Source organism: Klebsiella sp. 141198 (assembly GCF_050600785.1).
Lineage (GTDB): Bacteria > Pseudomonadota > Gammaproteobacteria > Enterobacterales > Enterobacteriaceae > Klebsiella > Klebsiella aerogenes.
In genome coordinates this window covers 35,056-48,363 of sequence record NZ_JAQIRM010000003.1, presented here as the reverse complement: position 1 = coordinate 48,363, position 13,308 = coordinate 35,056, and the positions used below count along the sequence as shown (strand labels likewise).

The following is a 13,308-nucleotide window of genomic DNA, read 5'->3' as shown; positions in this document are numbered from 1 at the left end:
GGCGCAGGCGGAGAGCCTAACAGCCACCCTACGGAACCACAAAACAACGGGAGATGTTCATGACCTGGGAATACGCGCTAATTGGATTAGTCGTCGGTATCATCATCGGTGCCGTCGCCATGCGTTTTGGTAACCGCAAATTGCGTCAGCAACAAGCGCTGCAGTTCGAACTGGAAAAGAATAAAGCAGAGCTTGAAGAGTATCGCGAAGAGCTGGTCAGCCATTTTGCGCGCAGCGCAGAACTGCTGGACAACATGGCGGATGACTACCGTCAGCTGTATCAGCACATGGCAAAAAGCTCCAGCAGCCTGCTGCCGGACGCGATGGCGGAAGCTAATCCGTTCCGCAATCGCCTGGCGGAGTCCGAAGCCAGCAACGATCAGGCGCCGGTCCAGATGCCGCGCGATTATTCTGAAGGCGCATCCGGCCTGCTGCGCGGTGGCGCGAAACGCGACTGATCCCGCTGTCTGCGTAAAAATATTTACCGGGCGCGCCTTCCGCGCCCGTCTTCCCCCTGCATCCCAGCTACAATTTAAGCACGGACCGCATTGTTAGCCGGTCGAAAATTCAATAACATCAAATCATTCGGACGTTTTTTCCATACACCTCAGGTTACGAGAGCCAGCATCTAATGAAGAAACAGACTTTGCTGTTGAGTGCGTTAGCGTTAAGCATTGGATTATCGTTGTCGGTCCTGCCTCCGGCGGCGGCATCACTGCCGACCCAGGTTCCAGGCCAGGGCGCGCTACCGAGCCTCGCGCCGATGCTGGAAAAAGTATTGCCTGCGGTGGTGAGCGTGCAGGTAGAAGGCACCGCCTCGCCGGTGCAGAATATGCCGGAAGAGCTGAAAAAATACTTCGGCGATAACGCGCCGCAAGAGCAGGCGCAGCCGTTTGAAGGCCTCGGTTCAGGGGTGATTATCGACGCCGCCAAAGGCTACGTGCTGACCAACAACCACGTAATAAGCCAGGCGCAGAAAATCAGCATTCAGTTGAACGATGGCCGCGAGTTCGATGCCAAACTGGTCGGCAGCGACGAGCAGAGCGATATCGCCCTGCTGCAGGTTTTAAAACCCAGCAATTTAACGCAAATCGCCATCGCGGATTCCGACAAGCTGCGCGTCGGCGATTTCGCCGTTGCCGTCGGCAACCCCTTCGGCCTCGGCCAAACCGCCACTTCCGGCATCATCTCCGCGCTGGGCCGAAGCGGCCTTAATCTCGAAGGGCTGGAAAACTTTATTCAGACCGATGCCTCAATTAACCGCGGCAACTCCGGCGGCGCGCTGCTGAATCTCAACGGCGAGCTTATCGGCATTAATACCGCCATTCTGGCGCCGGGCGGCGGCAGCATCGGCATCGGCTTCGCCATTCCGAGCAACATGGCGAAGACCCTCGCCGATCAGCTTATTCAATACGGCGAAATCAAACGCGGCCTGCTGGGCATTAAAGGCATGGAAATGAGCGCGGATATCGCCAAAGCGATGAACATCAACGCTCAGCGCGGCACCTTCGTAAGCGAAGTCCTGGCCAATTCCGGCTCCGCAAAAGCGGGGATTAAATCCGGTGACGTTATCGTCAGCATGAACGGCAAGCCGCTAAGCAGCTTCGCCGAGCTGCGTTCGCGTATCGCCACTACCGCCCCTGGCACTAAAGTAAAACTGGGGCTACTGCGCGACGGCAAACCATTGGATGTCGAAGTGACGCTGGATAAGAGCACCTCTTCCACCGCCAGCGCCGATCTGATTATCCCGGCCCTGCAGGGAGCGGCGCTAAGCGATGGCCAGCTGAAAGACGGCACTAAGGGCGTGACCATCGATAACGTCGATAAAGGCAGCGCGGCGGCGCAGGTTGGCTTGCATAAAGACGATCTGATTATCGGCCTCAACCGCCAGCGCGTGCGTTCCATCGCCGAGCTACGTAAAGTGCTGGAAACCAAACCGGCCGTCATCGCGCTGAATGTGCTGCGCGGTAACGAAAGCATTTATCTGCTGCTACGCTGACGGCTGCTTCCGGACATTGTGCGTCGTGCGATGTCCGGATAAGTCATGCTATGCTGCGCCTGCCCATTAATTAACGATATTCGCATCATGCCAGGAAAGCTTTTACGTTCAGTCCTTATCGGTTTAATCGTCGGCGGCATCCTGCTGGCGGCGATGCCTTCGCTGCGCCAGTGGCAGCTATCATCGGCGACGCCGAGCGATACCGCTGATGAATCGCCCGCCAGCTATAATGCTGCGGTAAGACGCGCCGCGCCTGCGGTGGTCAACGTCTATAACCGCGCGCTGAACAGCACCAGCCATAACCAGCTGACGCTTGGATCCGGCGTTATCATGGACCAACGCGGATATATCCTCACCAACAAGCACGTCATCAACGATGCCGATCAGATAATCATCGCTTTGCAGGATGGACGGGTATTTGAAGCCCTGTTGGTCGGTTCTGATACCCTGACCGACCTGGCGGTGCTCAAAATCAACGCCAGCGGCGGCCTGCCGGTCATCCCGATTAACCCGAAACGCGTTCCACACATCGGCGATGTAGTACTGGCGATAGGCAACCCGTATAACCTCGGGCAAACCATCACCCAGGGCATCATCAGCGCGACCGGTCGTATCGGCCTGAACCCTACCGGGCGGCAGAATTTCCTGCAAACCGATGCTTCTATCAACCACGGCAACTCCGGCGGCGCGCTGGTCAACTCGCTAGGTGAACTGATGGGTATTAACACCCTGTCATTCGATAAGAGCAATGACGGCGAAACGCCGGAAGGGATCGGCTTTGCCATCCCGTTCCAGCTGGCGACCAAGATCATGGATAAACTGATCCGTGACGGCCGGGTGATCCGCGGTTACATCGGGATCAGCGGCCGCGAGATCGCGCCGATGCATGCGCAGAGCGGCGGCATGGATCAGATCCAGGGGATCGTCGTCAATGACGTCGCCCCGGATGGCCCGGCGGCGCAGGCGGGGATCCGCGCTAATGACGTGATCATCTCGGTGAACGATAAACCAGCGGTTTCGGCGCTGGAAACCATGGACCAGGTCGCAGAAATTCGCCCGGGTTCAGAAATCCCGGTGGTCATCATGCGTGATGATAAGAAAATCACCCTGCACGTGGCGGTACAGGAATATCCGGCGACAAATTAACGATTAGCGCTCCGTTATCGGAGCGCGATTAATCAACAAACAGCGGTCCGGCCGGGAATCTGGCCAGAAACCCGGTCACCGCCAGTAACGACCGCAACGATGGCCAGCGGATCTGCCGCTCCCGCAGTTCATCATCCAGCGTCAGTAACGCGAACTCCCCTCTCTCGCCGAGAACCCCGCCCTGCCACAGCAGCCGTTGCGCCTGCTGCCGCGCCCACGGCGATTCACTCTTCCAGGCCAGCAAATGCAGCAGCGACTGCTGTAAACAAACGCTGTGCGAATGACTGTCCCGCAGCAATCGTCGATACACCGGCAGCGAGATACTGCGTACGCTGTAGAAACCGCTGCGCGATTCACTATCAGCCTGCGCCACGCTGGCGCACATCTGCCCGGCCAGATCGCATAAACGGTTATGCGTCAGCGGCTGGCGCAGCGCATCCAGATGCCCGGCGGCGGCGCAAAGCAGGCCGCTCCTTTGCTGCTCATGCGTCCGCGAACCCAGCAACGCCGCTACCGTTTCATCCTCCCCGGTCTGCGCATGCTGTACACCCGCGTCATAACAACAGACAAAGAAATCATGGCTGCCATGGTCGATTGACGGGTGCGCCAGCAGATTCAGCGCCGGGTGCAGTTGTTCAAGCTCCTCCAGCGACGCCAGGGTGTCATCAACGACTCCCTCTTTTGCCGATGACCTGCTGGCAGGACGTAATGCTATCGTTTCATTCATCAAAGCCTCCTCAGGGAAAATTCCCGGCTCGCGCTGCGCTTACCGGGGCAACAAACCGGAGCGGACCGGTAGCCCGGATAAGGCGCCAGCCGCCATCCGGGAAGGATGCCGGCTTACATCGCCAGCACGTACTTGAGCATCACCCCGGCGGCGATCGCCGAGCCGATCACCCCGGCCACGTTCGGGCCCATCGCGTGCATCAGCAGGAAGTTCTGCCCGTCCGCTTCCAGACCCACCTTGTTGGACACCCTCGCCGCCATCGGCACCGCCGACACCCCCGCCGAGCCAATCAGCGGGTTGATCTTGTGTTTACTGAACACGTTCATCAGCTTCGCCATGATCACCCCGGCCGCGGTGCCCACGCAGAAGGCGATCACCCCCAGCAGCAGGATCCCCAGCGTCTGCGGCTGCAGGAACTTGTCCGCCACCAGTTTGGCCCCCACCGACAGCCCGAGGAAGATGGTGACGATGTTAATCAGCGCGTTCTGCACCGTATCGCTCAGACGATCCACCACGCCGCTTTCGCGCATCAGGTTGCCGAAGCAGAACATCCCCAGCAGCGGCGCGGCGTCCGGTAGCAGCAGCGCCACCAGCAGCAACAGCACCGCCGGGAAGAGGATCTTCTCGCGTTTGCTCACCGTACGCAGCTGCACCATGCGAATCTTCCGCTCTTTGTCGCTGGTCAGCGCCTTCATGATCGGCGGCTGGATCAGCGGCACCAGCGCCATGTAGGAGTAGGCGGCCACCGCGATGGCCCCCAGCAGCTCCGGCGCCAGCTTGCTCGACAGGTAGATGGCCGTCGGGCCGTCGGCGCCGCCGATGATGCCGATGGCCGCCGCCTGCGGCAGGGTGAAGTGGATGAAGCCGAAGTAGTTCAGCGCCAGCGCCCCGAGCACGGTGGCGAAGATCCCGAACTGCGCCGCCGCCCCCAGCAGCAGGGTGCGCGGGTTGGCCAGCAGCGGGCCGAAATCGGTCATTGCCCCGACGCCCATAAAGATCACCAGCGGCGCGATACCCGAGCCAATCGCCACCTTATAGAAGATGGCCAGCACCCCGGAGGAGTAGCCCATGTCCACCGCCAGCGTCTCCATCTGCCCCTGCACCGACGGCAGGGCCAGGGCCAGCGCCTCCTTGATGGCGTGGACATCCGGCGCGCAGTTGAGCTTCGCGGCAATCACCGCCAGCTGGACCGGGTCGTGATGGGCCAGCAGGTTTTCCAGCGCGCTCAGCGCCAGCCCGGCCTCCGGAATATTGGAGAGCAGGCCGCCGAAGCCAATCGGCAGCAGCAGTAACGGCTCGAACTTTTTCGCAATCGCCAGCCACAGCAGCAGCAGGCTGACCAGCAGCATCACCGCCTGGCCGGCCCCCAGGTGCATCAGCCCCATGCCCTGAATCAGGGCGTTCAGACTTTCCATTTGCGCTCCTCGTCCTTACGCCAGCTGCAGCAGGGTGTCGCCGACCGCCACCGCATCGCCGGATTTCACCGTGATACCGCGTACGGTACCGGCCTGCGCGGCGCGGATTTCGGTTTCCATCTTCATGGTTTCCAGAATCAGCAGCACCTCGCCCTCCGCCACCGCCTGGCCTTCGCTGGCCAGCACCTTCCAGATAGTGCCCGCCAGCGGCGCGGTCACCGGGGTGCCGGCGCCTGCCGGGGCGGCTGCGGGCGCGCTGGCTACCGGCGTAGCGGCGCTGAGCTGGCTGACGTCACCGCCGTCGCTGACCTTGACCACGAAGGCTTTGCCTTCCACTTCGACGGTGTAGACGCCGGAGGCGGCGGCTTTTGCCGGCGCGGCAGATTTTGTCTCTTCCACCTGCGGCACGGGCTCAAAGGCCGCCGGGTTGTGGCGGTTTTCGAGGAACTTCAGGCCGATTTGCGAGAACAGCGCCACGGTGAGCACGTCGTCGATGGCGTTATCGGCAAGCGTGATGCCCTTCTCCTGCGCCTGGCGTTTCACGTCGGCTTCAAGCTCCGCCAGCTCCGGCTTGAGTAAATCCGCCGGGCGGCAGGTGACGGCGTCGGCGCCGTTGAGCACCCGCGCCTGCAGGGCGGCGTTAACCGGCGCCGGGGTGTGGCCGTATTCGCCTTTCAGGATACCGGCGGTCTCCTTCGCAATGGTTTTGTAGCGCTCGCCGCCCAGCACGTTGAGCACCGCCTGGGTGCCGACTATCTGCGAGGTCGGGGTGACCAGCGGGATGAAGCCGAGGTCCTCGCGCACGCGGGGAATTTCCGCCAGCACCTCATCCAGCCGGTGGGCGGCGCTCTGCTGTTTCAGCTGGCCTTCGAGGTTGGTGAGCATCCCGCCCGGCACCTGGGCGACCAGGATGCGGCTGTCGGTGCCTTTCAGCTGGCCTTCGAAGGCGTGGTATTTTTTGCGTACCTCGCGGAAGTACGCGGCGATGCTCTCCAGCTTGTGGATATCGAGGCCGGTGTCGTACGGCGTGCCGGCGAGGGTGGCCACCAGCGCTTCGGTAGCCGGGTGGCCGTAGGTGGCGCTCATCGAGGAGATGGCGGTATCAACGCCGTCGACACCGGCTTCAATGGCCTTCAGCAGCGCCATTTCCGCCATGCCGGTGGTGGCGTGGCAGTGCAGGTGCAGGGTGACGTCATAGCGTTTTTTGATTTCGCTGACCAGCTCAAAGGCGGCATGCGGGGTGAGGATGCCGGACATGTCCTTGATGGCGATGGAGTCGACGCCGGTCTCCAGCAGCTGTTCGGTGAGGTCGAGCCAGGTCTGCAGGGTGTGCGCCGGGCTGGTGGTGTAGCTGAGGGTGCCCTGGGCGTGGGCGCCGTGGCGGCGGACCGCCTGCAGGGCGGCCTGCATGTTGCGCGGGTCGTTCATGGCATCAAAGACGCGGAACACGTCCATGCCGTTTTTGACGGCGCGCTCCACGAAGCGCTCCACCACGTCGTCGGCGTAGTGGCGGTAGCCGAGCAGGTTCTGGCCGCGCAGCAGCATCTGCAGCGGGGTTTTCGGCATCGCCTTTTTCAGCTCGCGCAGGCGGAGCCACGGGTCCTCGCCGAGGAAGCGGATGCAGGCGTCAAAGGTGGCACCGCCCCAGCATTCCAGCGAGCGGTAGCCGACGTCGTCGAGCGCGGCCGCAACGGGCAGCATATCGTCGAGACGCAGACGGGTGGCGAACAGGGACTGGTGGGCGTCGCGCAGGACGACATCGGTAATGGCAACGGTCATAAATTCCTCCGTGAATTAAGGATTAAGGCGGCGATGGTGGTGAATGGCGGCGACAATCGCCGGTTTTAAACGGGCGAAGTCGTCGGCGGGCGCGACGGCCGCGGGCGCCGCTTTGGGCGCGGCAGGCGGCTCAGGGAACAGACGGGTAACGGCGACGGACATCCCCCGGATGGCGAAAATGAGCAGCAGCAGAAACAGCAGCACGAAGCCCATGCCAAGAAACATCAGGGTGAAGCCTTCGCCTAACAGCGCAGCATCAGTCATAAAATAGCCTTTGGAGGGGCGCAATAATGGCGTAATAAACAGCCGCGATAGCCGAGTGGATTTCCCCAGACCACATAGTCAGAAGCCTCTTTATCGCGGAAATTAATTTTCGCCACTACTGCGCAATATATTTAACCGGGAGTTATTTAATAAAACTTACGTGCTGACAGATTTCATCAGCGACAATCTCTTTGCGCTGATTAAATATCACTTTATTCTGCTCAAACAGGTTATTCCCGTGGGTATCGATCGACACAATCAGTGGACCGAACTCTTTCACCCGGCAAACCCATAAGGTTTCCGGCATCCCCAAATCACGCCACTGAGCATCTTCAATTTCTTCTACACAGACCGCGGCGACCACCGCGCAGCCGGCCGGGAAGACGCAGTGGAGCGCTTTATGTTCGGCACAGCCCTCTTCGGTCCCCTTACCCATGCCGCCTTTGCCGACAATTAATTTCACACCGGTCTTAGCAATAAATTCTTTTTCAAATTTCTCCATGCGCATACTGGTGGTTGGCCCAACAGAAACCATTTCAAATTTATCTTCCGTACCTTTAATCGGCCGCACAATGGGCCCGGCATGTAATATCGCGCCGCCGGCAACGTTGACCGGTAATTCACGTCCGCCTTCAATCAAACGACGATGAGCAACATCACGACAGGTAACAATATGACCATTGAGATAAATAATATCGCCCGCTTTAATATCAGCTAAATCTTCATCTTTAATTGGCGTAGTCAGTATTTTTTTAGTCATCAGAAAGCCACTCCTGTGTGAGACGTAATGGTGTAATTCAAATCTTTATCGAAAACGATATGTCCTTTGCGGTGCGACCAGCAGCCAACGTTGACCGCCACGCCGATGGTGGAAGGATGGCGCGCGGTATTTTCGATATTGACGCCCATCACCGAGGTGTTACCGGACATTCCCTGCGGGCCAAGGCCGATTTTATTAATGCCGTCTTCGAGCATTTTCTCCAGCGATGCGGCGCGTTCATTCTCATTGCGCGACCCCACCGGGCGCATCAGCGCTTTCTTCGACAGTAGCGCCGCGGTTTCAACGGAAGTCGCGACGCCAACGCCAACCAGCAGCGGCGGACAGGCGTTCAGGCCATAACTGGTCATGACATCCAGCACGAAACGAGTTACGCCTTCGTATCCAGCGCCCGGCATTAGCACCATCGCTTTACCCGGCAGCGAGCAGCCGCCGCCGGCCATATAGGTGTAAATACTGCACTGGTCAGAATCAGGGACAATCTCCCAGAATACCGTCGGCGTACCTTTACCCACGTTTTTACCGGTGTTGTATTCGTCAAAGGTCTCTACGCTGTTGTGGCGCAGCGGAGAATCCACGGTGGCTTTAATCACCGATTCGCGCAGCAGCGCTTCCAGCTGGCCAATCAGCGGGAAGTTGGCGCCGCACTCAACCAAAAACTGAATCACGCCGGTGTCCTGGCAAGACGGACGATCCAGCTCTTTCGCCAGACGCTGGTTTTCAATCATGGTGGTAAAGATGACATCCGCCAGATGGCTGGTCTCTTTTTTATGCAACTCTTTCAGTTTTGCAGTGACGTCATCAGGCAATACTTTGCCGGTATATCCCACGAATTTGGCCATAATATCGGTCATTCGGGATATCTGTTCGCTTTTGCTCATAAAGGCTCCTTAGTCAGAACAGCGTCCGTAAATTACGGGTGAAAAGGGAAAAGAATTGGCAGCAGTACGAGGCTGACAATGGTAGAAACGAGAATCAGAGGAAGGCCGGATTTGGCGTAATCGACAAACTTATAGCCGCCGGCCGATAGCACCATCATGTTGGCGGGCATGCCGATCGGCGTCGCGTAGGCGCAGGAGCTGCCGATAACGGTCGCCATCAAAACCGCTTTCGGATCGGCGCCCATACCGGCCGCGATCGACAAACTCACCGGTACCAGTAGCGCGACGGTGGCGGTATTGGACATAAAGTTGGTCATGATGACGGACAGCGCAAAGACCACCGCCATCAACATGAACGGGGAAGAGTTCTGGCCCAGCATGCCGATGACATGATCGGCAACCAGCTTCCCAGCACCGGTCATTTCCAGCGCTTTTGCCAGCGCCAGCGTGCCGCCAAAAATGAAAATAGTCTGTGAATCAATCGCTTTATAGGCCTGCTTTTCCGTTAGCACGCCGGTAAACACCAGAACTAACGCACCGATACAGCCTGCCACCGTCAGGCTAATGCCGGTCTGTTTCTCAAAAATCATGCCGAGGATCGTGGCGATCAGCACCACCAGAGACAGGATCTGTTTCCAGCGCGGAACGTGGCTGTAATCTCGCTGTTCGCCGACGCTACCGACTTCACCGCCATTCGCGGTAGCAGGCAGGAATTTATAGCCGATAGTCAGGAAATAGAGGATGCCACAGAGCAGCATCGGTAAACCCACCTTCGCATACTCAAAGAAGCCAAACCCGCTACCGATATTCTGCAACGCCGATTGCGCGATCAGGTTGCCGGGCGCGCCAATCAGCGACAGGTTACCGCCGAGCGCGGCGGCAAATACCAGCGGCATCAGTAAACGAGAGCGGGCAAAACCCGATTTCGCCGCCACGCCAATCACTACCGGGATCAGTACCGCCGCCGTACCGGTGTTGGAAAGAAAACCCGACATCACGCCGACAACCACCATGATGGTGAAAATCAGCTGTTTTTCGGTTTTGGCGAAGTGAGTGATCACCCCACCGACTTTATTGGCCATTCCGGTTTCAAATAACGCCCCGCCGACGATGAACATGGCGACAAAAAGAATGACGTTGGAGTCGATAAAACCGGCAAAAGCTTGTTTTAGATCCAACACGCCGGTGAGCACTAACGCCACGCAGACCACCATGGAAGTCACTGCCAAAGGCACCTTCTCCCAGACGAACATGACGATAGCGAACACCAGCAAACATAAGGTGATGGTAATCGGTTCCATATTTATAATTATCCCTATCAATGATATATGATATTGTATCCAATATTGACGAGGGAGAAATTATGCCCATGCAAAAAGTAAGTCAATGCGTTTTTACACAAAGATCGCGCAGTGCGATCTGCATCAAGATCCTCTGCAGATCGTCACAAGAGATGATTAATAGCGTTGATGAATGCGACTAAAACCAGCAGGCTTTAGCGCTATACAGAGGTTTCGGGAAGGTATCGCGTGAGCATATTTTCCATTGAGCGAATAATATGCTCGCGCATGCGCTGACGCGCCAGCTCTTCATTATGCTGTTCAAGTGCCTGTAAAATCTCTTTATGTTCCTGTATCGAGATAGCCGCATACTCCGCTTCGGTGACCTTGTGCCCCATCGACAGTCCGTTCCACATGTTGCAGAGCAGCATCTTCATTTTTTCGTTGCCCGCGGCATTCCAGATCTCCATATGGAAAGCCTGATTCAGGTCGGAATATTCAGTGAAATTATTATCGGCCAGCGCTTTTTCTGCTGAGTAGTGTACCTGGGCAATGCGCGAAATATCCGTGCCGGGACGAGATGCCTTCGCCACCGCCTCACTTTCCAGCAGCGCGCGAATTTCATAATGCTCGCGAATCGTCTGCTCGTTGATCCCTAACACCACCGCCCCTTTATTGGGGCGAACTTTAATCAGGCCATCGGCGGCTAAAATCTGAAACGCTTCGCGCACCGGCATGCTGGAAACCCCAACCATGCGGGCAATGCCTTCGAGAGTTATCTCCTGCCCTTCCACTAAATCCCGCGAAAGAATCGCTTTGCGTAATACCGCCGCGACCTGCTCTTTCGCCGAAAGAAGCTTAATTTTCCCTAATTTAGGCTTCTGCACTTTCCCAATCCTTCATATGTTGACGCATAATTTCCGCAAGCATGAGGAAATAACGCTGTGTTGCCTGAGCAATATTCCCCGCATCGCCGCGGCTAATGGCTCCAGCCAGTTCATGTAGTATCAGTGCCGATTCCTGGCTATCGTCTTTCAGATACAGGATGACATAAGAGATATAACCATCCAAAAATTGCTGATATGCCTTCGCCAGATAACGGTTATCAAGATAGGAAATCAGTAACTGATGAAAATCCAGTTCGCGAGTTTTGTCGCCAGGCTGCGCCAGGGCCTGCGCGCGCCCGAGCAGCAATTCCCCCTGGTTTGCCGGCACGAGAGTGAACAGTTCGGCAGCCATCACCGCTATCACGCGAAAAATATGGCTAACATCATCGGGCACCAGCTTTGATACCTGCATATGACGGTTAGGCAAGCGCACCAGAAACCCCTCTTGTTCAAGAGACTGCAACGCTTCTCTAACCGGCATACGTGAAAGCCCTAGCTGCTCGGCAATACTCTCCTGCGCCAGCTCATCTCCCGCTTTCATCGCTCCGGAAAGAATTTGATAGCGAATAATTTGCGTAATGTGGTCCCTGGTCTGCTTTCTGTCGATCTTTTTCACAACGTCCTCATTGCTTGGGGCTTAAGACGCGGGGGATTTTAGCAGATTTAGCCGCCAGGCGGCGCATTCGCCAGGGAGATGAGGTGATAAAAAAGCCGGAACGACGGTTCCGGCTTTTCTGCTAACGAGACGTTACTTGTTGACGAAATCTTCGCCGAGGGCGATATCTTTCTTCAGCGTATCCAGCATGCCTTCCAGCGCCTGTTGTTCAAAAGCGCTGAGTTTACCGATGGACTGGCGCTCTTCCACGCCATTTTTGCCCAACAGCAGCGGCTGCGAGAAGAAACGGGCATACTGGCCGTCGCCTTCGACGTAGGCACATTCAACCACGCCTTTTTCACCCTGCATGGCACGCACCAGTGAGAGCCCGAAACGCGCAGCGGCCTGGCCCATAGAGAGTGTTGCCGACCCGCCGCCCGCTTTCGCTTCCACGACTTCCGTCCCGGCGTTTTGAATACGTTTAGTGAGATCCGCGACTTCCTGCTCGCTAAAGCTGACGCCAGAAATCTGCGACAATAAAGGCAGGATAGTGACGCCAGAGTGGCCGCCAATGACCGGAACTTCAACCTCGGTGGCCGACTTGCCTTTGAGCTCGGCGACAAAAGTATTAGAACGAATGATATCGAGAGTGGTAACGCCAAACAGTTTGTTTTTATCGTACACGCCGGCTTTTTTCAGCACTTCGGCGGCGATAGCGACGGTGGTATTTACCGGGTTGGTGATAATACCGATGCAGGCCTGCGGACAGGTTTTCGCAATCTGCTGCACCAGGTTTTTAACGATACCGGCATTAACATTAAATAAGTCGGAGCGATCCATGCCGGGCTTACGCGCGACGCCGGCGGAAATCAGCACCACATCAGCGCCTTCCAGCGCCGGGGTAGCATCTTCACCGGAGAAACCTTTGATTTTTACATCTGTGGGAATATGACTTAGATCTACCGCCACGCCCGGCGTAACCGGAGCGATGTCGTACAACGAGAGCTCTGAACCTGAAGGCAGTTGGGTCTTAAGTAGTAGGGCAAGCGCCTGGCCGATTCCACCAGCGGCGCCGAGGACTGCAACTTTCATCCTAAACTCCTTATTATGGTTAATTTACACCCTAAATAATTCGAGTTGCAGGAAGGCGGCAAAAGAGTGAATCCCCAAGAGCTTACTGAAGTAAGTGACTGGGGTGAACGATTGCAGCCAACGCCCATGCAGCTCAAAGTATGACGGGTATAGTCTTTCGTTATTCCGTCGCCTGGACCTTAATTCACAAGATGAACAATTACAATAATTATGGCTGAAGAATGCGGGGTACGCGCAATGATGCAGCAAATTCGCATTTTTCTTCCTGAGACTGGCCATCCAGCAAAGCCGTAGTACCGGATCGACTATTGGTTACAATACACCCAGCTCGCTCGGCAAAACAATATCAATTTCATAACATTTATTTCACTTTTACAGCAATTTACCCGCTGTGATGCAGGCATGTTCCTCATCAGGGTTATTTGCTAAAATATGCGCCTTTCATAACATTATTTACGCTATTCC

At 57.0% G+C, this 13,308-nt stretch carries 13 protein-coding genes; 3 read left to right on the top strand and 10 right to left on the bottom strand.

The window, feature by feature from the left end; genetic code table 11:
- Positions 1–59 precede the first annotated feature (59 nt).
- The 3 genes from zapG (at position 60) to degS (ending at position 3,145) form a co-directional block, all read left to right on the top strand.
- Positions 60–458 (top strand): Z-ring associated protein ZapG, encoded by a 399-nt coding sequence (gene zapG, locus PGR10_RS10120; RefSeq protein ID WP_015703613.1) that lies wholly within the window; start codon positions 60–62, stop codon positions 456–458.
- Positions 459–631: 173 nt separating this feature from the next.
- On the top strand, positions 632–1,999 hold the full coding sequence (degQ, locus tag PGR10_RS10115) for a serine endoprotease DegQ (protein ID WP_430923431.1): 1,368 nt from the start codon (positions 632–634) through the stop codon (positions 1,997–1,999).
- An 87-nt stretch (positions 2,000–2,086) separates the two neighbouring features.
- Entirely contained in the window at positions 2,087–3,145 is a 1,059-nt protein-coding gene (gene degS, locus PGR10_RS10110) for an outer membrane-stress sensor serine endopeptidase DegS (RefSeq protein ID WP_015703614.1), read from the top strand.
- A gap of 28 nt (positions 3,146–3,173) precedes the next feature.
- On the opposite strand, the gene PGR10_RS10105 is transcribed toward degS, so the two are convergent.
- The 10 genes from PGR10_RS10105 to mdh all read right to left on the bottom strand — a co-directional run bounded on the left by PGR10_RS10105 (position 3,174) and on the right by mdh (position 12,843).
- On the bottom strand, positions 3,174–3,872 hold the full coding sequence (locus PGR10_RS10105) for a hypothetical protein (RefSeq protein ID WP_430923430.1): 699 nt from the start codon (positions 3,870–3,872) through the stop codon (positions 3,174–3,176).
- Positions 3,873–3,985: 113 nt separating this feature from the next.
- Positions 3,986–5,287, bottom strand: coding sequence for an oxaloacetate decarboxylase subunit beta (locus PGR10_RS10100; RefSeq protein ID WP_087859668.1), 1,302 nt, complete (start codon positions 5,285–5,287; stop codon positions 3,986–3,988).
- 15 nt (positions 5,288–5,302) lie between these two features.
- On the bottom strand, positions 5,303–7,066 hold the full coding sequence (gene oadA / locus PGR10_RS10095) for a sodium-extruding oxaloacetate decarboxylase subunit alpha (protein ID WP_430923429.1): 1,764 nt from the start codon (positions 7,064–7,066) through the stop codon (positions 5,303–5,305).
- Positions 7,067–7,081: 15 nt separating this feature from the next.
- Positions 7,082–7,330, bottom strand: coding sequence for an oxaloacetate decarboxylase subunit gamma (locus PGR10_RS10090; RefSeq protein WP_087859670.1), 249 nt, complete (start codon positions 7,328–7,330; stop codon positions 7,082–7,084).
- A gap of 142 nt (positions 7,331–7,472) precedes the next feature.
- Positions 7,473–8,090 carry a L(+)-tartrate dehydratase subunit beta gene (gene ttdB, locus PGR10_RS10085; protein ID WP_015703618.1) on the bottom strand — a complete coding sequence of 206 codons (618 nt, stop codon included), beginning with the start codon at positions 8,088–8,090 and terminating at the stop codon, positions 7,473–7,475.
- Positions 8,090–8,989, bottom strand: coding sequence for a L(+)-tartrate dehydratase subunit alpha (gene ttdA / locus PGR10_RS10080; protein ID WP_430923428.1), 900 nt, complete (start codon positions 8,987–8,989; stop codon positions 8,090–8,092). Before ttdA ends, ttdB begins: the two co-directional genes overlap by 1 nt.
- A 32-nt stretch (positions 8,990–9,021) precedes the next feature.
- Positions 9,022–10,290 (bottom strand): SLC13 family permease, encoded by a 1,269-nt coding sequence (locus PGR10_RS10075; RefSeq protein ID WP_087859178.1) that lies wholly within the window; start codon positions 10,288–10,290, stop codon positions 9,022–9,024.
- A 200-nt stretch (positions 10,291–10,490) separates the two neighbouring features.
- A complete protein-coding gene (locus PGR10_RS10070; RefSeq protein ID WP_087859177.1) occupies positions 10,491–11,156 on the bottom strand; it encodes a GntR family transcriptional regulator in 666 nt (221 codons plus the stop codon).
- The gene (locus PGR10_RS10065; RefSeq protein WP_113375041.1) at positions 11,143–11,772 is read right to left on the bottom strand and encodes a GntR family transcriptional regulator; all 630 of its coding nucleotides are present in this window, start codon (positions 11,770–11,772) and stop codon (positions 11,143–11,145) included. The genes PGR10_RS10070 and PGR10_RS10065 overlap by 14 nt, the downstream gene beginning before the upstream one ends.
- Positions 11,773–11,904: 132 nt before the next feature.
- Complete coding sequence (mdh, locus tag PGR10_RS10060; RefSeq protein WP_045397222.1) at positions 11,905–12,843, bottom strand: malate dehydrogenase; 939 nt, start codon at positions 12,841–12,843, stop codon at positions 11,905–11,907.
- Positions 12,844–13,308: the final 465 nt, after the last annotated feature.